Here is a 20,979-nt window from a genome sequence, read left to right as displayed (position 1 = left end):
TTCAGGTGAGTGTCACGGGTTGGCGCTCAAGTTTTGATGAAGACTTCCAGCATTGAGCCCGTCAGGATCCCTCCGGATTCACCGCCTGATCCACCGCTCCCCCGTAGCGCCGGTCCCGCTCCACGTAGTCCTGGACGGCTCGCCACAGCACCCGCCGGTCCATGTCCGGCCAGAGCACGTCCAGGAACACCAGCTCGGCGTAGGCGGACTGCCAGAGCATGAAATTGGACAGCCGCTGCTCCCCGGAGGACCGGAGGAACATGTCCACGTCCGGCAGCTGCGGCTCGTCCAGGTACCGCTGCACGGTGTCCTCCGTGATGGACCCCGGCTTGAGCAGACCCTCACGGGCGTCACGGGCCATGGCTGCGGCGGCGTCTGCAATCTCCGCCCGGCCGCCGTAGTTCACGCACATGGTCAGCGTGATGACGTCATTGCCCTCCGTTTCGCGCTCGGCGGTCTCCAGCCGCTTGATCACCGAGCCCCACAGCCGCGGGCGTCGCCCGGCCCAGCGGACCCTGATCCCCCACTCCTGGAACGTGGGCAGCTGGCGGGACATCACGTCCCCCGTGAAGTTCATGAGGAAGGCCACCTCGGACGGTGAGCGCTTCCAGTTCTCCGTGGAGAAGGCATATGCGGAGACGTTGGGGATGCCCAGCTCGATGGCACCGGCCACCACGTCCATCAGAGCCCGTTCCCCGGCCCTGTGGCCCTCCGTGCGCGGGAGCCCCCGCTGATTGGCCCACCTGCCGTTGCCGTCCATCACGAGCGCCACGTGCTGGGGAAGAAGGGCGGGGTTGATGTCGGGCGCGGTCTCCCCGCTGGAGTGCGGCGGCGGGGGGCTGAAGCGGTTCACGCGGTGGTCCTCTCGGAGCGACGGTCGGTACTCCCCCACCCTAGGACCTGGCACGGCCCACCCCGTGCGGGTCAGCGGTCTGCGGGGGCCTCCGGTGCTGCGTCCCAGGTTCACGCTCGCTCCACGAGAGCCAGGGCTCGCACGGTGCGCTCCATGTGCCACTGGACGTAGGTGGCCACGAACCCGGCCGCCGCACGCGCCGTCCGGGGATCGGCGGCGTCGATGGTGGGCCAGTGACCGCGCAGCAGACCGTCCAGCAGCTGGAACGTGGCGTCGCTCGGTGCGGCCGAGCCCGGGGGGCGGCACTGCGGGCACACGGCCCCGCCGAGTGCGGCGGAGAACGACCGGTGGGGCCCGGGAGCACCGCAGCGGGCGCAGTCCACGAAACTCGGCGTCCACCCCGCCAGGGAGACGGCCCGCAGCAGGTACGAATCGAGGATCCGCCCCGGTTCGTGAAGTCCCCGGGCCACCGCCGAGAGCGCTCCGACGAGCAGCTGGTAGTGCTGGGAGGAGGTGTCGTGGTCGTCCGACGTGAGTTTCTCCGCCGTCTCCGCCATGGCCGCCGCCGCCGTGTAGCGCTCGTAGTCGGTGGCGATCCGCTCCCCGTAGGACCGCTTGCCGATGGCCTGGGACACGATGTCCAGGGTGCGCCCGTGGACCAGCTGCACCTCGGCCACGTTGAACGGCTCCAGACGGGCCCCGAAGCGGGACGTGGTGCGCCGCACGCCCTTGGCCACCGCCCGCACCTGCCCGTGCTCGGCGCTCAGCAGGATCACGATGCGGTCCGCCTCACCCAGCTTGTAGGTGCGCAGCACCACGGCGTCGTCGCGGTAGCTGCGCGAGGCGAAGGTTGAACGGGACACGCGCGCCATTGTGCCACCACGCGCACCCTCCCGGCGCCCCAGCCTGGCCGGGTGGACCGCACGGGCGAGGCCCCGGCCAGCGTGACCGGGGCCTCGCCGAGGACGGGACCGGGGTGCCTGTGCACCCGGGAACGGCCGGGATCAGTCCTGCTCGGTGCCCTGGGCGTCCCGCACCGCGCGGTTGACGGCTGAGATCACGGCCTTGAGCGACGCGCGGGTGGTGTTGCTGTCCATGCCGGCGCCCCACAGCACCCGGTCCCCCACCGCCAGCTCCACGTAGCTGGCCGCCTGGGCGTTCGCGGAGGCGGACAGGGTGTGCTCGGTGTAGTCGAGCAGGCGCACGTCCACACCCTCCTGGTTGAACAGGTTGATCAGGGCGTCGATGGGACCGGTGCCCTGCGCGGTGCGCTCTCGGTGCTCACCGCCCACGTCCAGACCGATCTCCAGGACGGTGCCGCCCTCGTCCTCCGCGTGGGTGGAGATGGAGGTGATGCGGTAGTGGCCCCACCGGGAGGTGCCATCCGTGGTGGGCAGGTACTCGTCCGAGAAGATCTTCCACAGTTGCTGCGCCGAGACCTCGGAACCGGACGTCTCCGTGTACTTCTGCACGGCACCCGAGAACTCGATCTGGGCGCGGCGGGGCAGGTCGATCCCGTACTCGCTCTTGAGCAGGTAGGCCACACCGCCCTTGCCGGACTGCGAGTTCACGCGGATCACGGCCTCGTAGCTGCGCCCCACGTCCTCGGGGTCGATGGGCAGGTACGGCACCGCCCACTCGAGGTCGTCCACGCCCACGCCCTGCTGCTCGGCGTCGCGCTGCATGGCCTCGAAGCCCTTCTTGATGGCGTCCTGGTGCGAGCCCGAGAACGCCGTGAACACCAGGTCCCCGCCGTACGGGCTGCGCTCGGGGACGGGCAGCTGGTTGCAGTGCTCCACGGTGCGGCGGATCTCCTCGATGTCCGAGAAGTCGATCTGCGGGTCAACTCCCTGGGTCAGCAGGTTCAGACCCAGGGTCACCAGGTCCACGTTGCCGGTGCGCTCGCCGTTGCCGAACAGGCACCCCTCGATCCGGTCCGCCCCGGCCAGGTAGCCCAGCTCCGCGGCGGCCACACCCGTGCCGCGGTCGTTGTGGGGGTGCAGGGACAGGATGATGTCCTCCCGGTGGTACAGGTGACGGCCCATCCACTCGATGGTGTCCGCGTACACGTTGGGGGTGGCCATCTCCACGGTGGCGGGCAGGTTGACGATCATCTGCCGTCCGTCGCCGATCTCGAAGGTCTCGGCCACCTCGTTGCAGATCCGGGCCGCGAACTCCAGCTCGGTGCCGGTGTAGGACTCCGGGGAGTACTCGTACACCACGTTCGTGCCGCTGAGCTGCTCCTCGTACTTGCGGCACAGCCGGGCGCCGGTCAGGGCGATGTCCACGATCCCGTCCATGTCCTGCTGGAACACCACGCGCCGCTGCAGGGTGGAGGTGGAGTTGTAGAGGTGAACGATCGCGTTCTTGGCGCCGTCGATGGCCTCGTAGGTGCGTTCGATCAGGTGCTCCCGGGACTGGGTCAGCACCTGGATGGAGACGTCGTCCGGGATGTGACCGCCCTCCACCAGAGTGCGCACGAAGTCGAAGTCGGTCTGGGACGCGGACGGGAAGCCCACCTCGATCTCCTTGAAGCCCATGCGCACGAGCAGCTGGAACATCTTCAGCTTGCGGTGGGAGTCCATGGGGTCGATCAGGGCCTGGTTGCCGTCCCGCAGGTCCACGGCGCACCAGCGCGGCGCCGTGGTGGCCACCTTGTCCGGCCACGTGCGGTCGGACATGTCGAACGGGAAGTTCTGCTGGTACGGGGTGTACTTGTGGGCGGGCATGCCGGAGGGGCGCTGCAGGTTCTTCACGGGAGGGGCCTTTCGAGCTGTGACGTGGTGGCCGGCACCGGGCGACTCCGCAGCGGGTGCTCGGCCGTCGATCGTTGTGTCAGGCCCCGCTGCGGCACGTAAGCAGGAGTCGCTGCACGTTGGTCCGCATGTGATCCAACGTACCACCCGGGGTGGGCATCACCACAACGTCAGCCGTCCGCTGTGGCCTGGCACGTGAACTGCTCCGCCGTCTGGCCGTCGAGCCCGTCCGGCAGCTGCTGGTCCCGGGTCATCCGGTCCCCGCTCGTGAAGTCCTGCCCCACGGCCACCTCCACGCCCTCGACCTCGTAGGACGCCACCAGCTGACTGTCGGAGACGTTGAGCAGCCGCGCGACGTCGTCCGCGGCCACCGCCCAGTCCGGGTGGTAGAAGATCTGCGTGGCTGACAGCTGGGCGCCCGAGCGGCCGCTGCGGGTCTGCTCGTAGCCGGCCTTCTTCAGCACGGACACGAGCTGCGCGTCCCGCCCTCCCGCGTCCGAGCGGTTGATCACGGTCACGGGCACCAGGGCCGGGGCCACCGCGGGGGCGCTCGCGGAGGGCGTGGCGCTCGACGGCGCGGCGGCACCGGGTGCCGCCGGTGCGGCGTCGTCCGGTGTGGCGGGCGACGGCGCGGACGGGGAAGAAGAGCCCTGCGTGCCGCCCGTGACCCCGACGTCCTGCTGGAGGGTGGCGAACAGCTTCTGGGCCGGCTGCTCCTCGAGCTGCAGCCGGTTGGGGTCCTCCGGGTGCGGGTGCGTGGGGGCCGTGACGAACGCGATGCTGCCCGGGTCGATGCCGTTGAAGGTGCCCCCGATCTCCACGAGCGCGGGAATGGAGGTGAGCCCCTGGTCCACGTGCAGGTTCTGCGTCATGACCTCGGCGATGTGGTAGAGCTGCGGCAGGTTGGTGAGCGTCCCGTCCGCCTGGATCTTGCGTGTCAGGGACGCCAGGAAGGCCTGCTGGGAGCGGATTCTGGCCTCGTCCCCGCCGTTGCCGAACGCGGCGCGGGAGCGCAGGAACGCGAGGGCCTGCTCCCCCTCCACGGTGGAGATGCCGGCGGGCAGCTTCAGCCCGGACTTGGGGTCGTCCACGGCCTCGTTGACGCACACCTCCACGCCGCCCACGGCGGTGGAGAGCTCGGTGACGGCGTTGAAGTCCGCCAGCATGAAGTGGTCCACGTCCACACCGGTGAGCTTGTTGATGGCCGCGACCGTGCACCCGGGGCCGCCGCGCTCCACCGCGCTGTTGAGCATGTCCGTCCCGGCCGGGTAGACCTTCCCGGACTCGGGGTCGGTGCACTGCGGGATGTCCACCACGAGGTCCCGTGGGAAGGACACCACGGTCACGGCGTCCCGGGCCTCGGTGACGTGCACGAGCATCATCACGTCCGTGCGTCCCTCGGAGTCCTCGGCGCTGCCGTACTCGCTGTTGCCCTTGCCGCTGCGCGTGTCCGAGCCCATCACCAGGATGTCCAGCGGGCCACCCTCCACCGCCCCGGAATCCTCCGAGAGGTCCAGCGGGCTGGACGTCAGGTTGCTCGTGAGCCGTAGCGCCGCCACCCCGCCCAGTCCGATCACGCTGATCAGCGCCAGGACCACGAGGATCACGGCGATCCTGCGGGTCGAGGAGCGGTGCTCCCGGGCCCGGTGGTGGCGTCCCGTCTGACGGAGCTCGAACGGCTCCTCCGCCGGCGCGGCGCTCTGCGCGGGCTGGGAGGCCCACGGCGCCGCCGCACCGGGATCACGGCGGCTGCGGTGACTGGGACTGGGTTCCACCGGTGACTCCTGGGAAGTTGGTCTCGCGGGGTCGCGGCGCCGACGATCGCTCCGGCGCGGCGCGCCCCGCGGGGGACGGCGCGGACCGGGTCAGAACCCCAGCTTGGACAGCTGCCTGGGGTCCCGCTGCCACTCCTTGGCCACCTTGACGTGGAGGTCCAGGTAGATGCGGGTGCCGAGCAGCGCCTCGATCTGCTCACGGGAGCGCGTGCCGATCTCGCGCAGCCGCGCCCCCCGCTTGCCGATCACGATCGCCTTCTGGGACGGACGCTCCACGTAGAGGCTCGCGTGCACGTCCAGCATGGGGTTCTCGGGCGAGCGCCCCTCGCGCTCGGAGACCTCGTCCACCACCACGGCCAGGGAGTGCGGCAGCTCGTCCCGCACGCCCTCCAGGGCGGCCTCGCGGATGAGCTCGCCCATCATGGTGATCTCCGGCTCGTCCGTGAGGTCACCCTCCGGGTACAGCGGCGGGGAAACCGGCATGAGGGACACGAGCAGCTCGCCCAGCTCGTCCACCTGGTAGCCGTGCGCGGCGCTCACGGGGATCACGTGGGCCCAGCCGGCGTCCTCGTCCGACGCCGCATCCCGGCTCGGCGCGGAGGGGGGCCGTCCCGACGACGCGGCGTCGCGGCGTCGTTGGCGGGCCTCACGCTGGGCGCGCTCCGCGGTGACGACCTCGCGGCCCAGCTCGCTCACCGCGAGCAGCTGCTCCATGAGCCGGTCCTGCGGCACGAGGTCGGCCTTGGTCACGATCGCGACGACCGGTGTGCGCCCCACGGCGGCAACCACCTGCTGCGCGATGTAGCGGTCCCCGGGACCCACCTTCTGGTCGGCGGGAACGCAGAAGCCGATCACGTCCACCTCGCCGAGGGTCTCCGCGACCACGTCGTTGAGCCGCTGACCCAGCAGGGTGCGGGGCCGGTGCAGGCCGGGGGTGTCCACGAGGACCAGCTGTCCGTCCTGGCGGTGGACGATGCCGCGGATCGTGTGCCGGGTGGTCTGCGGGCGGTTGGAGGTGATGGCCACCTTCCGTCCCACCAGGGCGTTGGTGAGCGTGGACTTGCCCACGTTCGGGCGGCCCACGAACACCGCGAATCCGGCGCGGAAGTCCTGCTCGGCGGGGGTGCTGTCCTGGCTCATGCGACGTCCTCGGAAGATCGGTGCGTGGTGCGGTGCGGCGGGTGGGGGGTCATGACATCGTCTCCACGGGCGCGTCGCGGCCGAGGAACTCCTCGAGCAGTGCGCGCTGCGCGCGGAACATGCGCTCGCGCTCGTCCTCCTCCGCGTGGTCGTGGCCGAGCAGGTGCAGCAGGGAGTGGGCGGTGAGCAGGCACAGCTCGTCCTCGGTGCTGTGCCCCGCGGCCTCCGCCTGGCGCTGCGCCACCGGAGGGCACAGCACGACGTCCCCGAGCACTCCCAGGGAGGGCTCCTCCGGGGTGCCCTCCCGCAGCTCGTCCATGGGGAAGGACATCACGTCCGTGGCGCCAGGCAGCTCCAGCCACTGCTCGTGCAGCTGGGCCATCTGCTCCTCGTCCACCACGGCGATCGAGACCTCGGTGTCCGGGTGCAGGTGCCAGCGCCGGAAGGCGAGCTCCACGAGCGCGCTCAACTGGGCCGTGTCCACCGCGCGCCAGCACGGCGCCAGGACGGCCTGGTCCTCGGGGGTCTCCCACGGCAGGTCGAACGCGACGCTCACCGCGCGGACCCCTGTCCCGGACCGGCCTCCGCAGTCCCGTGGGCGGGGCGGGCGGCACGCCGGTCCTCCTTGCGCCGCGCGCGCTCCACGCGGTGCCTGTTGGTCGTGTCGAACTGGTCGTACGCGGCCACGATCTCCCCCACGAGCTCGTGGCGCACCACGTCCGCGGAGGTCAGCTCGCAGAACGCGATGTCGTCGATCCCGCCCAGCACGTGCTGGACCTGGCGCAGCCCGGACTTGGTGGCGCCGGGGAGGTCCACCTGGGTGACGTCACCGGTCACCACGATCCGGGAGCCGAAACCCAGTCGAGTGAGGAACATCTTCATCTGCTCGGGCGTGGTGTTCTGGGCCTCGTCCAGGATCACGAAGGCGTCGTTGAGCGTGCGCCCTCGCATGTAGGCGAGCGGTGCCACCTCTATGCTGCCGGCCTCCATGAGCCGCGGAATGGACTCGGGGTCCATCATGTCGTGCAGCGCGTCGTAGAGCGGGCGCAGGTAAGGGTCGATCTTGTCGTTGAGCGATCCGGGCAGGAACCCCAGCCGCTCCCCCGCCTCGACCGCTGGCCGCGTGAGGATGATCCGGTTGACCTCCTTGGCCTGCAGCGCGCGCACGGCCTTGGCCATGGCCAGGTACGTCTTGCCGGTGCCCGCCGGGCCGATGCCGAACACCACCGTGTGCTCGTCGATCGCGTCCACGTAGGTCTTCTGGTTCACCGTCTTGGGGCGGATGGTGCGCCCGCGCGTGGACAGGATGCTCGTGGACAGCGCGCTCGAGGGCCGCAGGTCCTGCGCGTCACGCATCATGCGGGCCACGCGCATCACGGTGCGCTCGGTGATCTCCGTGCCGCGCAGCGCCATGGCCAGCAGCTCCTCGAGCAGCGACGCCGCCAGGCGGGTGTCCGTCACGGGCCCCTCGAGCACCACGTCCAGGTCCCGCACGGTCATCCGCACGGCCGGGAACTGCTGCTCCAGCAGGCGCAGAGTGGTGTCCGCCTGGCCCAGGCAGCGGACGGCGGTGTCCCGGTCCGGCATGTGGACGCTCACACGGGTGGTCTCACGGCTGGGACGGGATGCGGTGGTCAGGGTGTTGTTGCCCTCGAGTGCTTCGGTCATCGCCCCCAGCCTATCCGCTCACAGCCCGGCCGGGGCCGCGGGTTGCAATCCGGTAACGGTCCCGTGCGCACGCGCGCAACGGTGGCACCGCACGTTTCTCCCCCGGTAGGTTGTGTCGTCGGCGGGACGCCCGCCACCACGACCACCGCCGGGCCGGGGACGGCAGCCACCGTCTCCTCGGTCCACGACGCCACCCGCGGCGTCGTACCGCCCGTCACGACCACTGCGACAGGCACCCAGGCGACGGAGAGGAACCCATGACGACCCGCATCCTGCACCGCGTCACCGCGCTCGCGGTGGCGGGCGTGCTCGCCGTCGGCGTCTCCTCGTGCGGCAATGCGGCAGACCGCCCGGACAACAAGTCCGCGGCCGCGCCGGGCATCGGCGCCGCGCCCGGCAGCACCAACGACTCCGTGGACGGTGTGGCCACGGAGCAGGCCCCCGTGTACTGGGTGGGCACCGGCGAGGAGTCGGACTACCTCCTCCGGGAGTTCCGCACCCCCGTGACGAGCGACATCGCAGATCCCGTGGCACGCGCGGCCCTCACCGTCACCGCGGCCGCGCCCTCCGACCCCGACTACCGCACACTGTGGTCCGCGGTCGACACCGTGGGAACCAGCGTCACCCCGGACGGCACCGTCACGGTGGACCTGCCGGCTGCGGCGTTCACCGCGCAGCTCTCCGAGCAGGACGCCCGGATGGCGCTGCAGCAGATGGTCTACACCGTCTCCGCCGCCGCGGTCACCGCGGGCCTGCTGGACTCCTCCACCGCCAAGGAGGTCCGCATCCTCGTGGACGGGCGCACGGGGTACCGAGCCTTCGGCGCGGTGACCCTGGACGACCCGCTCACGCGGGACCCCGCGCTCGCGGCGCCCATCTGGCTCATCGACCCCCAGACGGGCACGGATCCCGGCAGCCCGCTCACGATCTTCGCCCGCATCCTGCCCTCCGTGCACAACGTCCGGTGGGAGATCACCTCGGGCGAGCGGCGCGTCAAGGGCGACACCGTGGACGGACCCACGCCCGGCACCGATCCCACCACAGGAACGGAGCTGCGCACCGTCGTGGACCTGGATCCGGGGACCTACACCGTCCGGGTGAGCGGCACGGACGAGCAGGGCCACACGATCGCGGACGACCACGAGATCACGGTGTCCCCCGCGGACTGAGCACGGTCCGGAACCGTCCTCCTCAGTCCCACAGCCCCAGCACCGCGCTCAGCGCCGCGAGTGCCGCTGGACCGGCCGTGGAGGAGCGCATCACCGTGGCGCCCAGGCGCACGGGCCGGGCGCCGGCCGCGCACAGTGCTTCGAGCTCCCGCTCGCTGATCCCGCCCTCGGGACCGACGACCACCGCCACGTGCTCCTGCTCGCCCCAGGCGGCCACCTCGCGGGACGACCACGGGACGTTCGCGCTCTCGTGGAGCACGAGCCACAGCGTGCCCGGCTCGGAACGGATCAGCTCTGCCAGCCCGGCCGTGTCCACCCACGGTGCCAGTTCCGGCCACGTGGCCCTGCGGGACTGCTTGGCCGCGGTGGCCAGCAGCGACTCCCACTTGCCCATGGTCTTGGCGGCCCGCTCGGCCCGCAGGCGTACGATGCTGCGCTCTGCCTGCCAGGGCACCACCCGGGAGACCCCGAGCTCGGTCGCCGACTCGACGGCCTGAAGGTCCCGGTCCCCCTTGGCCAGTGCCTGCACCAGGCTCAGCAGAGGCCGCGGCTGCGGTTCACGCGCGACTGACTTCACGGCCACGGTCATCCGGTCCTTCTCACCGTCCCTGAAGGTGCACGTGGCGCGGGTGCCGTGGCCGTCCACGAGGTCGAGGAGCTCGCCGGCGCGAAGCCGGCGCACGGTCACCGCGTGGCGCGCCTCGGGCCCGTGCACGTCGAGGAGCTCCCCCGGACGGGCCCGGGAGAGCCCCTCACCGGGGTGGTGGAAGACGGGGTTGGTCACTGGTCGTTGAACCGCCCGCGCAGCCGGGAGAAGAATCCGCCCGAGCCGGTGGCGTTGACCGTGGTGCCGTCGTGGGCCTCCTCGTCCCGCAGCTGCGCCAGCCGCTGCACGAGCTCACGCTGCTCGCCCGTGAGGTTGCGGGGGGTCTCCACCTCGAAGTGGACTTGCAGGTTTCCGCGTCCCTTGCCGCGCAGGTGCGTCACGCCGAGCCCGTCGAGGGTCACGGTGGCACCTGACTGGGTTCCGGGCTCCACGGCCACGCTGCGGGTGCCGTCGAAGGTCTCCAGGGTCACGGTGGTGCCCAGGGCGGCCGCGGTCATGGGGATGCGCAGCCGGGCGTGGAGGTCGTCCCCCTCGCGGTGGAACGTGGGGTCCGGGTCCACCTTGAGCTCCACGAAGAGGTCGCCGTTGGGCCCACCGGCGGTGCCGGCCTCGCCCTGGCCGCCCAGGCGGATGCGGTTGCCGGACTGGATGCCGGCGGGGATCTTCACAGTGAGCGGGCGACGGTCACGCACCCGGCCCTCGCCGTAGCACTCGTGGCACGGGCTCTCGATCACGGTGCCGAAGCCGTTGCACTGCGAGCACGGGCCCTGAGTGGTGACCATGCCCAGGATGGACTGGCGCTGGTACTGCATGTGCCCCGAGCCGCGGCACATGCTGCACGTGGTGGGGCTGGTGCCGGGCTGGCAGCAGGAGCCCTCGCACGCGGGGCACACCACGGCGGTGTCCACGGTGATGTCCTTCTCCACCCCGAACACGGCGTCCTTGAGGGAGATGCGTACGTTGATCAGTGCGTCCTGGCCCTGCCGGGTGCGGGACTGCGGGCCGCGCTGGCCGCCCGCCCCCGCACCCTGGAAGAACGTCTCGAAGATGTCGGAGAAGCCGAACCCGGAGCCCGGGAAGCCACCGCCGAAGCCGGTGTCCGTGCCGTTCTCGTTGCCCGTGGCGTCGTAGACCCGGCGCTTGTCGGGGTCCGAGAGGACGTCGTTGGCGTGCGAGACGCGCTTGAACTCCTCCGCGGCCTCCGGTGACGGGTTGACGTCCGGGTGCAGCTTGCGCGCCTTCTTGCGGTAGGCGCGCTTGATCTCTTCGGCGCTGGCGTCACGGCTCACGCCGAGGGTTTCGTAGTGGTCGCTCACGATGTCGTCGCTTCTGCTTTCGTCGGGTCTGTGGTCTCGGTCGGGGCGGCGCCGGCGCGGCGCTCAGTCCCCCAGGTTCCTGGAGAGGTATCGGGCCACCGCGCGCACGGAGGCCATGGTGGTCGGGTAGTCCATGCGGGTGGGTCCCACCACGCCCACCTTGGAGGCGGCGCGCGGTCCGTAGCCGGTGGCCACCACGGAGGCTTCTGCCAGCGGGTCGTCGCACTCCTCGGAGCCGATCCGCACGGCCACCCCGCGCTCGTCCTGCTGCATCTCGGACAACAACCGCAGCATGGTCACTTGTTCCTCCAGGGCCTCCAGCACCGGGGAGATGCTCTGCGGGAAGTCGCCGCTGAACCTCGCGAGGTTGGCCGTGCCGGCCATCACCAGGCGGTGCTCGTCCGTGGCCGAGGCGAGCAGGGAGAGGGTCTCCCCGACGGCGTCCCCGGCCTCGCGCAGCTCCGCGGGCAGCGTTTCCCCCAGTCCGGCGACGGCGCTCGGCACGGCATCCAGCGCCTGTCCCAGTACCCGGGCGAGCACGCGGGCACGCAGCTCCAGCAGCTGGGGCTCGTCCAGCGCGGTGCGCAGCTCCACGGCCCGCTGCACCACGCGGCCCGAGGTGGGGATGAGGATGACCAGCACTGCCGCGCCCACGTCCACGAGCTCGACGTGGCGCACGGTGGTGCCCGTGCGCACGGGGTACTGGATCACCGCCGCCTGGTGGGTCAGCTGCGCGAGCAGGCGCACCGTGCGCTCCATGACGTCGTCGATGTCCTGCGCGTCCTCCAGGAACACCTGGATGGCGCGGCGCTGGGCCGGGCTCAGCGGCTGGACCGCGGCGATCTGGTCCACGAACACGCGGTAGCCCTGGTCGGTGGGGATCCGCCCGGAGCTGGTGTGCGGTGCCACGATGAGTCCGGCGTCCTCGAGGGCCGCCATGTCGTTGCGCACCGTTGCCGAGGACACGGGAAGCCGGTGGCGCTCCACGAGCGCCTTGGAGCCCACGGGTTCGCGGGAGTGGACGTAGTCCTCCACGATGGCCCGCAGGATCTGCACCCTGCGCGGATGGTCCATGGTCCTCACCTCCCGTGGCGTGTCGAGCAACGGGCCGTGCGCCCGTCGTGGCCGAGCACCAATTTTGGCACTCATCCAGTCACAGTGCTAATCCCCCAGTCTAGGGCGCAGGTGTCCCGGGGCCGCTTTGGTACGCTCGCGGCTGATCTGCCCGCGGCACCGAGGAGGAACCCGTGAACGCACCCGGCTGGGGCTGGGGTCCCCAGGACCTGGACAGCCCCGAGGTGTCCCGCACCCGGCCGAGGGCGCGCGAGGTCGCGGTGGCGCGCGACATGGTGCTGGAGGACGTCGAGACCGGGTGGGTGGGCGCCGTCGTCAGCGTGGAGGTGATCGGCGGCATGCGCGTGGTGGGGCTCGAGGACCGCCACGGCCGGGTCAAGACCTTTCCGCTGGGGCCGGGCTTTCTGCTGGACGGCGAACCCGTGCGGCTCACACCCCCGGCGCCGCGGACCGCGCCCACCGGCAAGCGCATCACGCGCTCCGGCTCCGTGGCGGTGGAGGGCCTCAGGGCGTCCGTGGCCAAGGAGTCCCGCGTGTGGGTCGAGGGCTACCACGACGCCGAGCTCGTGGCCAAGGTCTGGGGGCACGACCTCGCGGTGGAGGGCATCGTGGTGGAGCCCCTGCACGGCATCGACGACCTGCCCGCCGCCATCCGCGACTTCAACCCCGGCCCGCAGCGACGCCTGGGGATCCTGGTGGACCATCTGGTGGCCGGCTCCAAGGAGTCCCGCATCGCCGAGCAGGCACTGCGGGTTCCGGGTGCCGCGGACAACGTGCTGATCCTGGGACACCCCTACGTGGACATCTGGCAGGCCGTGAAGCCCTCCGCGCTGGGCATCCCCGCGTGGCCCGTGATCCCGCGCGGCGTGGACTGGAAGACCGGCATGGCCAAGGCATTGGGACTGCCCCACCGCACCCCGCAGGACGTGGGCCGCGCGTGGCAGCAGATCCTCACGCGCGTGAACACGTACGCGGACCTGGAGCCTGCGCTGCTGGGCCGCGTGGAGGAGCTCATCGACTTCCTGACCGCGGACCAGGGCACCGCGCGCTGAGCCGTCCCCGGACACGGGCGGCTGCAGGGGTCCCGCGGTGTGACGCACACCGTGGCAGGCTCCCAGACGGCCCCGGTATCATCGGGGGAACCAGACCCCCGCTCTCCCGTCTGGTCCGGCTACCGCCCCTGAAAGGGACACCCACTCGTGACTGACGTTGCCTCCACGCCCTCTGCCTCCGCCCAGGACTCCGCCGCGCCGTTCGAGTCCGTGCACCCGGTGGCCCAGCCCCTGGACGTCAACCAGGACCGCCAGTGGGCCACCCTGGCCCACCTCGGCGGCGTGGTGGGTGTGATCCCCAGCTACGTGATCCACCGCGTGTTCAAGGACCGCGGGCCGTTCACCGCGCAGGAGTCCCGCGAGGCGGCCAACTACACCATGCTCCCCAGCATCATCGTGCTGGGCGGCATCCTGCTGTCCCTGATCCCCGTGGTCGGCGGCGTGTTCTCCGTGGTCGCGGCCGTCACCTGGGTGCTCCTGGCGGTGACGTCGGTGCGCGCAGGCATCAAGGTCAACCGTGGCGAGCCCCACCAGTACCGCGCCAACACGCACCTCTACGACCGCTTCACCGGCCACCGCGGCTGACTCGGGGCACGTCCCGGCTGCGGTGGGCACGACGAGTGCCCGACGCCGCGTGGCGACCCTGCCGCCCTTGTCACCAGCCGAGCAGCCGCCGCGTCACGGCGTCGGCCATCAGGCGGCCCGCATCCGTGAGCACCGCCGTGCCCGCGAGGGCCGCGGGGCCGTCCAGCCAGCCGTCCGCAATCAGTCCGGCCACGGCACGGCGACCCTCCGGGCGCAGGGACGAGACCGGGATGCCCTCGCTGATCCGGATGCCGAGCATCACGTGCTCCACGTACTGGGTGTCGGCGTCCAGCGTCTCGCGACCCACCGCGGGTGAGACCCCCGCGCGCACCTTGTTCGTGTAGGGCAGCGGGTGCTTCAGGTTCCACCAACGCACCCCGTCCACGTGGGAGTGGGCTCCGGGGCCGATGCCCCACCAGTCCTGGTTGCGCCAGTAGGCGATGTTGTGCGCGCTGCGGTTCTGCTCCGCGGTGCGACCGTGCGCGTCCCGCGACCAGTTGGACACCTCGTACCAGGCGAACCCGGCACCGCGCAGCATTCGATCGGCGAGCGTGTACTTGTCCGCCTGGTCGTCCGGGTCCGGCTCGGGCACCTCGCCGCGGCGGATCTGGGCGGCCAGCCTGGTGCCGTCCTCGATGATCAGCGAGTACGCCGAGACGTGGTCCGGTTCCATGTCCAGCGCCGCCTCCACGGAGACCTCCCAGTCCCGCAGACTCTCCCCCGGAGTGCCGTGGATCAGGTCCACGCTCGTGCCCAGCCCGCGCTCCTTGGCCCAGCCGACGGCGCGCGGCACGTTCGCCGGGGTGTGCGTGCGTTCCAGCACCGCGAGCACGTGCGGCACCGCGGACTGCATCCCGAAGGACACGCGGGTCACCCCGGCCGCGGCGAGGACGTCGAAGGTCTCCTGCGTGACGGAGTCCGGATTCGCCTCGACCGTAACCTCCGCGTCCGGTGCCAGCCCGAAGCTCTCGGTGGCCTGCTCCAGCATGGCCGCGAGCTCCCGGGCGGGCAGCAGGGTGGGGGTGCCGCCGCCGAAGAACACGCTGTGCAGCGGCCGCGGCGGTGACCCGGCGGCGTCGAGCACCGAGCGTGCGAAACGGACCTCCGCGGCGGCGTCGGCGTGGTAGTCCGCGCGGGAGACGCCGTCCCCGAGCTGCTCCATGGTGTACGTGTTGAAGTCGCAGTAGCCGCAGCGCACGGCGCAGAACGGGACGTGGACGTACAGGCTCAGGGTGCGCTCCGAGGCGCGGGCCACCGAGGCGGCGGGCAGCGCACCGTCCTCCGGAGCCGGATCGCCCTCCGGTTGCGCGGGCACTACTTCTTCTTGTCCTTGCCGTTGTCCTCGTCCGAGGACAGTGCGGCCACGAAGGCCTCCTGGGGGACCTCCACGCGGCCCACCATCTTCATGCGCTTCTTGCCCTCCTTCTGCTTCTCCAGCAGCTTGCGCTTGCGGGAGATGTCGCCGCCGTAGCACTTGGAGAGCACGTCCTTGCGGATCGCGCGGATGTTCTCGCGCGCGATGATGCGCGAGCCGATGGCCGCCTGGATGGGCACCTCGTACTGCTGGCGCGGGATGAGCTTCTGCAGCTTGCCCGTCATCAGCACGCCGTAGGAGTAGGCCTTGTCCTTGTGGGTGATCGCGCTGAACGCGTCCACCTGCTCGCCCTGCAGCAGGATATCCACCTTGACGAGGTCCGCGGCCTGCTCGCCGTCCGCCTTCCAGTCCAGGGACGCGTAGCCGCGGGTCTTGGACTTGAGCTGGTCGAAGAAGTCGAACACGATCTCCGCGAGCGGCAGCCGGTAGCGCAGCTCCACGCGGTCCTCGGAGAGGTAGTCCATGCCCTTCATCTCGCCGCGCTTGGACTGGGAGAGCTCCATGACCGCGCCGATGAACTCGGAGGGCACCAGGATGGTGGCCGAGACCATGGGCTCGCGGATCTCCAGGATCCGACCCTCGGGGAACTCGGAGGGGTTGGTGACCTCCACCTCGGAGTGGTCCTCGAGCGTCACGTTGTAGGACACCGAGGGCGCGGTGGAGATCAGGTCCAGGTTGAACTCGCGCTCCAGGCGGTCCCGGGTGATCTCCAGGTGCAGCAGACCCAGGAAGCCGCAGCGGAAGCCGAAGCCCAGTGCCGCGGAGGTCTCGGGCTCGTAGACCAGGGCGGCGTCGTTGAGCTGCAGCTTCTCCAGGGCGTCGCGCAGCACCGGGTAGTCGGAGCCCTCCACGGGGAACAGGCCCGAGAACACCATGGGCTTGGGATCCTCGTACCCGCCCAGGGACTCCTGCGCGGGCTTCTGCTGGTTGGTCACGGTGTCGCCCACGCGGGACTGGCGGACGTCCTTCACACCCGTGATGAGGTAGCCCACCTCCCCCACGCTCAGCCCCTTGGACGGGATGGGCTCCGGGGAGATCACACCGATCTCGAGCATCTCGTGGGTGGCACCCGTGGACATCATCTGGATCCGCTCGCGCGGCACCAGGGTGCCGTCCACCACGCGCACGTAGGTGACCACGCCGCGGTAGGTGTCGTACACGGAGTCGAAGATCATGGCGCGCGACGGCGCGTCCTTCACGCCCTGGGGCGGGGGCACGTCCCGCACGATGCGGTCCAGCAGCTCCTCGACACCCTCGCCCGTCTTGCCGGAGACCTTCAGGACCTCCTCCGGCTCCACGCCGATGAGGTTGGCGAGCTCCGCGGCGTACTTCTCGGGCTGGGCGGCCGGCAGGTCGATCTTGTTGAGCACCGGGATGATCGTGAGGTCGTTCTCGATGGCGAGGTACAGGTTGGCGAGCGTCTGCGCCTCGATGCCCTGGGCGGCGTCCACCAGCAGGATGGTGGCCTCGCACGCGGCCAGGGAGCGGGAGACCTCGTACGTGAAGTCCACGTGCCCGGGCGTGTCGATCATGTTCAGCGCGTAGTCCGTGCCGTCCACGTTCCACGGCATGCGCACCGCCTGGGACTTGATGGTGATCCCGCGCTCGCGCTCGATGTCCATGCGGTCCAGGTACTGGGCCTTCATCTGCCGGGGTGTCACCACGCCCGTGGCCTGCAGCATCCGGTCCGCCAGCGTGGACTTGCCGTGGTCGATGTGGGCGATGATGCAGAAGTTCCTGATCACCGAGGGGTCGGTCGAGGCAGGTGCCGGTGGATTGACGGCCAACGGTGACACGGGCGGTCCTTTCGTTCTCAGGATGACTCCCCAGTTTCCCATGATCCCGGGCCGGGGGCGAACCGGTCCCCCTACGATGTCCCCATGGCCGACATCACTCGACTCCTGAACCAGGGGCTGCGCCTCGTCCGCATGTACCAGCGCTACGCGGGTTCCCGCGGTCCCGCCTCCCGTTCGTCACGCTCCGGGGGCACGACGCCGCCGCCCACCGTGGCCCACGAGAACGGCACCTCGAGCACCCGGCCGGGCACGGCGACGTCGCCCTCCGGCACCCGCGCCCCCGGCACCTCTTCGCCGTACCCCGGGGACTGGACGGGGCCCGTGAACCCGCGGTGGGCCGCGAAGCCGGACGGGCGGCCCGATCCCGGGGAGGTCGTGTGGACCTGGGTGCGCTACCAGGAGGACCACTCGCGCGGGAAGGACCGGCCCGTGCTGATCGTGGACCGCGCCGGCGAGCACCTGCTGTGCGTCATGCTGACCTCCAAGGACCACGACACCGCCCGCCACGACGACCCCTCGTACGTGGACGTGGGAGTGGGCGGCTGGGACCGTTCCGGGCGTCCCTCGGAGGCGCGGATCGACCGGATCATCCCGGTGCGGCCGGAGGACGTGCGGCGTGAGGGTGCGGTGCTGGACCGGTCGCGGTTCGACGCCGTGGCGGCGGAGCTGACGCGGCGGCGCTGAACCCGCCAGCGTCCTCGCAGCACCGAGACAGCACCCGGTGCCCGCCCTCGGACCGGCGCGCCGCGCCGGACATTCGTGGCGGCAGTCTGCTAAAGTAGTCCGCTGTGTGTCCGCGCTGGTCGTCGGGCACAGCGGATGGTTGCCACCGAGCATCCCCACTCTCACAACTCAGTCGATGACCATCCGTGAGCCCTCACTGACCTACTTCCGCAATCGTTCTAGGAGTTACACGTGGCCAACATCAAGTCGCAGAAGAAGCGCATCCTCACCAACGAGAAGGCTCGCCTGCGCAACAACTCGTACAAGTCCGAGCTCAAGACGCTCATCCGCAAGGTGGATGCCGCTGTGGAGTCCGGCAACAAGGACGCCGCTGCGGAGACCCTGCGCACCGCGTCCCGCAAGCTCGACAAGGCCGTGTCCAAGGGCGTTCTGCACAAGAACACCGCGGCCAACAAGAAGTCCGGTCTGGCCAAGAAGGTCGCCAAGATCTGAATCGGCTGACACCGTCTCACTGACGGAGCACACGGGCCCGGCACTCCTCGCGAGTGCCGGGCCCGTTGTCGTGTGCGGTGTGCTGCCGCTCGCTCAGCGGTGGCCGGACGTGGCGATCACCGTGATGGCGCGCTCCACCGCGAAGTACGGGGACCGGGACGCCCCCTTGACCTGGGCATCCGCCTCGGCGATGGCCTGCAGCGCCCGGGTGACGTCCTGGGCGGTGAACCGGCGCGCCTCGTTCTGGGCGCGCTCCACCTGCCACGGCGCGGCGCCGACGTCCCGGGCGATCTGCCCCGCTCCCCCGCGGGAACCGGCCGTGAGCGCGATCAGCCGCATCTTCGAGCCCAGCGTGGCCACCATGGGAACGGGGTCCACCCCCACGTCCACTGCCTGGCGCCACAGTTTCAGGGCCTGCTCGGCGTTGCCCGCCACGGCGGCGTCTGCCACGCGGAACGCGGTGACCTCCACGCGGCCGCCGTAGTACTTCTCCACAAGTTCGAGATCCACGGTCACGGGACCGTCCGCGATCAGCTGGGAGCACGCGGCGGCCATTTCGGCGGTGGAGGTGCCGACGGCAGCGGCGAGAGCGCGGGCGGCGTCGGGCTCGATGCGCTTGTTCTGCGCGCGGAACTCCGCGAGGACGAACGAGGACTTGTCCCGGTCGGTCTTGGGCGGGGTGCAGTCCAGGACGAGAGCCTTCTCCTTGAGGGCGTCCAGCAGCTTCTTGCCGCGGGTGCCCCCGGAGTGCTGCCACAGCACGGTGACGTCCGGGTCCGGGTTGGCCACGTAGGCCAGGGCGTCCGCCAGCAGGTGCTCGTTCATGCCCGCAAGTTCTTGGACGCACACGAGCTTGGGGTCGTCGAAGAGGGACGGGCTGGTGACCACGGCGAGCTGGCCCGGCTCGTAGTCCCCGGCCGCGATGTCCGTGACCTCGCACGCACCCCGGTCCGCGCGGATGGTGTCCCGGAGCGTCTCCTTGATGCGCTGCAGGATGTACTCGTCCGAGCCGGAGGCCAGCACAAGGGGTTGAGGTGTGGCCTCACGCCACGAGGTCTGCGGGGCCGAGGGCGCCTGGCGGCGGGAAGACGTGCGTGCCGGGGTCATGGTGCTCCTCGATCGTGGCCGACTGCTCGGGTGACGTCGCCGCCCGGGGCCGGGTACGTGCGCGCCGTTGCACCGGCATGTGCGGGGTCGGGACGCCGACGCTGCCTCCCCATGCTAACCGTGGGCGCAGACACCCCGGAGAGCCTGTGCAGGGCGGGCGACGCCGGGACACCGCGGGACGGTGCGGACGGGGCCCGGCAGCGCGCCGTCGTCCTTCGAACGTCGCATCCCCCGGACTCCTCGCTCAACTCCGCATCCCGGATCCGGTCGTGTCCCTCGAGCGCCCTGGCTCTCGTGCTCGGCGGCCACCGCCGAATCACGCTCAAGTCGCTGTCCGGCGAGCGCCCGGGCTCAGCGGGTGCGGGGCGGGCGGCGGTAGGCGCGTTCGTACTGGCCCGGGACCGGGAACTCCTGCACGCCCAGGGCACGGGCGGCGGTGAGCGCCACGTGGGGGTCACGCAGCGCTTCGCGGCCCATGAGCACCACGTCCGCGAGTCCGGTGGCGACGATCTGCTCGGCCTGCCAGGCGGTGTCGATCATGCCGACCGCGGCCACGGGCACCCCGGCGGTGGTCTTGATCTCGGTGGCGAGGGGCACCTGGTAGCCGGGTCCCACGGGGATCTCGGCGGGCACGTTGGCGGCGGAGGAGACGTCGATGAGGTCTGCACCGTGCTCGGCGAGCCACCCGGAGACGCGGGAGGTGTCGGCGACGGTGAGCCCGCCCTCGGTCCAGTCGGTGGCGGAGAGGCGCACGAGCAGGGGCATGTCCTTGGGGATCACGTCGCGGACGGCGTCGGTGACGCGCAGCAGCAGCCGGGCGCGGTTCTCCAGGGTGCCGCCGTATTCGTCCGTGCGCTCGTTGCTCAGCGGGGAGAGGAACTCGTGGAGGAGGTACCCGTGGGCGCCGTGGAGCTCCACGAAGTCCATGCCGGCCTCCACGGCACGGCGGGCCGAGGCGGCGAACGCGGCCACGACGTCGTCGATGCCCTGCTCGTCCAGTGCGACGGGCTCGGCGAGGCCAGGGAAGGCGACAGCGGAGGGGCCCACGGTCTGCCAGCCCCCGTCCTGCGGCGCGATGGACCGGCCGGGGTTCTCGGAGCCCCAGGCGGCCTCCGTGCTGGCCTTGCGTCCCGCGTGGGCGAGCTGCACGCCAATGGCCGCGCCCTGCTGGTGGGCGAAGTCCACGATCCGCACGAGGGCGTCCTGCTGCTCGTCGTTCCACAGTCCCAGGTCCCGGTTGCTGATGCGGCCCTCGGGCACGACGGCGCTCGCCTCCACCATCACGGCCCCCGCCCCACCGGCGGTGAGCGATCCGTAGTGCACGAGGTGCCAGTCGGTGGGCACGCCGTCCTCCCCGAACGCGGAGTACTGGCACATGGGCGGGATCCACAGCCGGTTGCGGACCGTGAGGCCGCGGAGGGTGATGGGTTCGAACAGGGTGGAGCGCATGGGAGTCCTTCCGTCGAGGGGCGCCACGCACGTGCCGCACCGGAGCGGTGTCCTGACGACGTACGGCCCCGGGGTGACCGG

19 protein-coding genes are annotated in these 20,979 nt (G+C 71.1%); 5 read left to right on the top strand and 14 right to left on the bottom strand.

The genetic code is table 11. The features are described 5' to 3' along the window. Positions 1 to 61 precede the first annotated feature (61 nt). The 7 genes from HMPREF2833_RS09615 to HMPREF2833_RS09585 form a co-directional block, all read right to left on the bottom strand. On the bottom strand, positions 62 to 853 hold the full coding sequence (locus tag HMPREF2833_RS09615; protein ID WP_070637796.1) for an isoprenyl transferase: 792 nt from the start codon (positions 851 to 853) through the stop codon (positions 62 to 64). A 110-nt stretch (positions 854 to 963) separates the two neighbouring features. Then, the gene (gene recO, locus HMPREF2833_RS09610) at positions 964 to 1,716 is read right to left on the bottom strand and encodes a DNA repair protein RecO (protein WP_180956187.1); all 753 of its coding nucleotides are present in this window, start codon (positions 1,714 to 1,716) and stop codon (positions 964 to 966) included. Between the two features lie 141 nt (positions 1,717 to 1,857). Then, the gene (gene leuA / locus HMPREF2833_RS09605; protein ID WP_070637792.1) at positions 1,858 to 3,609 is read right to left on the bottom strand and encodes a 2-isopropylmalate synthase; all 1,752 of its coding nucleotides are present in this window, start codon (positions 3,607 to 3,609) and stop codon (positions 1,858 to 1,860) included. Between the two features lie 170 nt (positions 3,610 to 3,779). Further along, on the bottom strand, positions 3,780 to 5,384 hold the full coding sequence (locus HMPREF2833_RS09600) for an LCP family protein (protein WP_039101163.1): 1,605 nt from the start codon (positions 5,382 to 5,384) through the stop codon (positions 3,780 to 3,782). Between the two features lie 90 nt (positions 5,385 to 5,474). Next, the gene (locus HMPREF2833_RS09595; protein ID WP_039101162.1) at positions 5,475 to 6,524 is read right to left on the bottom strand and encodes a GTPase Era; all 1,050 of its coding nucleotides are present in this window, start codon (positions 6,522 to 6,524) and stop codon (positions 5,475 to 5,477) included. A gap of 49 nt (positions 6,525 to 6,573) precedes the next feature. Beyond that, positions 6,574 to 7,029, bottom strand: a complete 456-nt coding sequence (gene ybeY / locus HMPREF2833_RS09590) for an rRNA maturation RNase YbeY (RefSeq protein WP_180956188.1) — start codon at positions 7,027 to 7,029, stop codon at positions 6,574 to 6,576. A gap of 47 nt (positions 7,030 to 7,076) precedes the next feature. After that, positions 7,077 to 8,192 carry a PhoH family protein gene (locus tag HMPREF2833_RS09585; RefSeq protein WP_039101160.1) on the bottom strand — a complete coding sequence of 372 codons (1,116 nt, stop codon included), beginning with the start codon at positions 8,190 to 8,192 and terminating at the stop codon, positions 7,077 to 7,079. 257 nt (positions 8,193 to 8,449) lie between these two features. Here HMPREF2833_RS09585 and HMPREF2833_RS09580 point away from each other — a divergent pair, with 257 nt between their 5' ends. Next, entirely contained in the window at positions 8,450 to 9,361 is a 912-nt protein-coding gene (locus HMPREF2833_RS09580) for a GerMN domain-containing protein (RefSeq protein ID WP_070637790.1), read from the top strand. A 22-nt stretch (positions 9,362 to 9,383) separates the two neighbouring features. On the opposite strand, the gene HMPREF2833_RS09575 is transcribed toward HMPREF2833_RS09580, so the two are convergent. From HMPREF2833_RS09575 to hrcA, 3 genes are all read right to left on the bottom strand, one after another. Continuing rightward, complete coding sequence (locus tag HMPREF2833_RS09575) at positions 9,384 to 10,145, bottom strand: 16S rRNA (uracil(1498)-N(3))-methyltransferase (RefSeq protein ID WP_059281552.1); 762 nt, start codon at positions 10,143 to 10,145, stop codon at positions 9,384 to 9,386. Beyond that, positions 10,142 to 11,284: a molecular chaperone DnaJ gene (dnaJ, locus tag HMPREF2833_RS09570; protein WP_019309236.1), complete on the bottom strand. Its 1,143-nt coding sequence runs from the start codon at positions 11,282 to 11,284 to the stop codon at positions 10,142 to 10,144. Before dnaJ ends, HMPREF2833_RS09575 begins: the two co-directional genes overlap by 4 nt. 63 nt (positions 11,285 to 11,347) lie before the next feature. Next, a complete protein-coding gene (hrcA, locus tag HMPREF2833_RS09565; RefSeq protein WP_070637788.1) occupies positions 11,348 to 12,358 on the bottom strand; it encodes a heat-inducible transcriptional repressor HrcA in 1,011 nt (336 codons plus the stop codon). Between the two features lie 173 nt (positions 12,359 to 12,531). On the opposite strand from hrcA, the gene HMPREF2833_RS09560 reads away from it, so the two are divergent. Both HMPREF2833_RS09560 and HMPREF2833_RS09555 read left to right on the top strand, forming a co-directional pair. Further along, a complete protein-coding gene (locus HMPREF2833_RS09560; protein ID WP_070637786.1) occupies positions 12,532 to 13,410 on the top strand; it encodes a DUF3097 domain-containing protein in 879 nt (292 codons plus the stop codon). Positions 13,411 to 13,557: 147 nt separating this feature from the next. After that, the gene (locus HMPREF2833_RS09555) at positions 13,558 to 13,995 is read left to right on the top strand and encodes a DUF4870 domain-containing protein (RefSeq protein WP_019309239.1); all 438 of its coding nucleotides are present in this window, start codon (positions 13,558 to 13,560) and stop codon (positions 13,993 to 13,995) included. Positions 13,996 to 14,065: 70 nt separating this feature from the next. Here HMPREF2833_RS09555 and hemW read toward each other — a convergent pair whose 3' ends face one another. Both hemW and lepA read right to left on the bottom strand, forming a co-directional pair. Then, on the bottom strand, positions 14,066 to 15,310 hold the full coding sequence (gene hemW / locus HMPREF2833_RS09550) for a radical SAM family heme chaperone HemW (protein WP_070637784.1): 1,245 nt from the start codon (positions 15,308 to 15,310) through the stop codon (positions 14,066 to 14,068). Further along, positions 15,310 to 17,166, bottom strand: a complete 1,857-nt coding sequence (lepA, locus tag HMPREF2833_RS09545) for a translation elongation factor 4 (protein ID WP_059281550.1) — start codon at positions 17,164 to 17,166, stop codon at positions 15,310 to 15,312. Before lepA ends, hemW begins: the two co-directional genes overlap by 1 nt. A gap of 84 nt (positions 17,167 to 17,250) precedes the next feature. Here lepA and HMPREF2833_RS09540 point away from each other — a divergent pair, with 84 nt between their 5' ends. Then, positions 17,251 to 17,850 (top strand): type II toxin-antitoxin system PemK/MazF family toxin, encoded by a 600-nt coding sequence (locus tag HMPREF2833_RS09540; protein WP_070637782.1) that lies wholly within the window; start codon positions 17,251 to 17,253, stop codon positions 17,848 to 17,850. A gap of 231 nt (positions 17,851 to 18,081) precedes the next feature. Next, complete coding sequence (gene rpsT, locus HMPREF2833_RS09535) at positions 18,082 to 18,342, top strand: 30S ribosomal protein S20 (RefSeq protein ID WP_012398375.1); 261 nt, start codon at positions 18,082 to 18,084, stop codon at positions 18,340 to 18,342. 93 nt (positions 18,343 to 18,435) lie between these two features. On the opposite strand, the gene holA is transcribed toward rpsT, so the two are convergent. After that, positions 18,436 to 19,449, bottom strand: a complete 1,014-nt coding sequence (holA, locus tag HMPREF2833_RS09530) for a DNA polymerase III subunit delta (RefSeq protein WP_070637780.1) — start codon at positions 19,447 to 19,449, stop codon at positions 18,436 to 18,438. Positions 19,450 to 19,800: 351 nt separating this feature from the next. Continuing rightward, positions 19,801 to 20,898 carry an NADH:flavin oxidoreductase/NADH oxidase gene (locus HMPREF2833_RS09525; protein WP_070637779.1) on the bottom strand — a complete coding sequence of 366 codons (1,098 nt, stop codon included), beginning with the start codon at positions 20,896 to 20,898 and terminating at the stop codon, positions 19,801 to 19,803. Positions 20,899 to 20,979: the final 81 nt, after the last annotated feature.

It is taken from the genome of Kocuria sp. HMSC066H03 (genome assembly GCF_001812045.1).
GTDB lineage: Bacteria > Actinomycetota > Actinomycetes > Actinomycetales > Micrococcaceae > Kocuria > Kocuria rhizophila.
Note: the sequence above shows the minus strand (reverse complement) of the source record. Positions and strands in the feature narration are given on the sequence as shown.

Excerpts from the sequence above, each read along its gene's own strand:
- HMPREF2833_RS09595 (WP_039101162.1), bottom strand. The coding sequence starts at position 6,524 with ATGAGCCAGGACAGCACCCCCGCCGAGCAGGACTTCCGCGCCGGATTC.
- HMPREF2833_RS09585 (WP_039101160.1), bottom strand. The coding sequence starts at position 8,192 with ATGACCGAAGCACTCGAGGGCAACAACACCCTGACCACCGCATCCCGT.
- HMPREF2833_RS09580 (WP_070637790.1), top strand. The coding sequence starts at position 8,450 with ATGACGACCCGCATCCTGCACCGCGTCACCGCGCTCGCGGTGGCGGGC.
- hrcA (WP_070637788.1), bottom strand. The coding sequence starts at position 12,358 with ATGGACCATCCGCGCAGGGTGCAGATCCTGCGGGCCATCGTGGAGGAC.
- HMPREF2833_RS09540 (WP_070637782.1), top strand. The coding sequence starts at position 17,251 with ATGGCCGACATCACTCGACTCCTGAACCAGGGGCTGCGCCTCGTCCGC.
- holA (WP_070637780.1), bottom strand. The coding sequence starts at position 19,449 with ATGACCCCGGCACGCACGTCTTCCCGCCGCCAGGCGCCCTCGGCCCCG.
- HMPREF2833_RS09525 (WP_070637779.1), bottom strand. The coding sequence starts at position 20,898 with ATGCGCTCCACCCTGTTCGAACCCATCACCCTCCGCGGCCTCACGGTC.